This window comes from Erwinia sp. INIA01, assembly GCF_025947915.1.
GTDB lineage: Bacteria > Pseudomonadota > Gammaproteobacteria > Enterobacterales > Enterobacteriaceae > Erwinia > Erwinia coffeiphila.
Genome location: NZ_JAPDNC010000041.1, coordinates 1 through 1067 on the forward strand (window position 1 = coordinate 1; position 1067 = coordinate 1067).

The 1067-nt window shown below is 53.2% G+C and carries 1 protein-coding gene; it reads left to right on the forward strand.

Translation table 11 applies throughout. The features are described from left to right. Positions 1-1067: elongation factor Tu (tuf, locus tag OMR58_RS25980; RefSeq protein WP_264547337.1), on the forward strand; the 1067-nt coding region annotated here is incomplete at both ends.

Sequence of the window (1067 nt, forward strand, 5' to 3'; positions counted from 1 at the left end):
GGTACTATCGGCCACGTTGACCACGGTAAAACTACCCTGACTGCTGCTATCACCACCGTTCTGGCTAAAACCTACGGCGGTTCTGCTCGCGCATTCGACCAGATCGATAACGCACCAGAAGAAAAAGCACGTGGTATCACCATCAACACTTCTCACGTTGAATATGACACCCCGACTCGCCACTACGCGCACGTTGACTGCCCGGGCCACGCCGACTATGTGAAAAACATGATCACCGGTGCTGCTCAGATGGACGGCGCAATCCTGGTTGTTGCTGCGACTGATGGCCCAATGCCACAGACTCGTGAGCACATCCTGCTGGGTCGTCAGGTTGGCGTTCCATTCATCATCGTGTTCCTGAACAAATGTGACATGGTTGATGATGAAGAGCTGCTGGAGCTGGTTGAGATGGAAGTACGTGACCTGCTGTCACAGTACGACTTCCCAGGCGACGACACCCCAATCGTTCACGGTTCTGCGCTGAAAGCTCTGCAGGGTGAAGCTGAGTGGGAAGCTAAGATCATCGAACTGGCCGGCCACCTGGATTCTTACATCCCAGAGCCAGAGCGTGCGGTTGATAAGCCGTTCCTGCTGCCTATCGAAGACGTATTCTCCATCTCCGGCCGTGGTACTGTTGTTACCGGTCGTGTAGAGCGCGGTATCGTTAAAGTGGGTGAAGAAGTTGAGATCGTGGGTCTGAAAGACACCGTGAAATCAACCTGTACCGGCGTTGAAATGTTCCGTAAGCTGCTGGACGAAGGCCGTGCAGGTGAGAACTGTGGTATCCTGCTGCGTGGTATTAAGCGTGAAGACGTTGAGCGCGGCCAGGTTCTGGCTAAGCCAGGCTCAATCAAGCCACACACCAAGTTCGAGTCAGAAGTTTATATTCTGTCTAAAGAAGAAGGCGGCCGTCACAGCCCATTCTTCAAAGGCTACCGTCCACAGTTCTACTTCCGTACAACTGACGTGACCGGTACCATCGAACTGCCAGAAGGCGTTGAGATGGTAATGCCAGGCGACAACATCAAACTGGTTGTTGAACTGATCAAGCCAATCGCAATGGACGA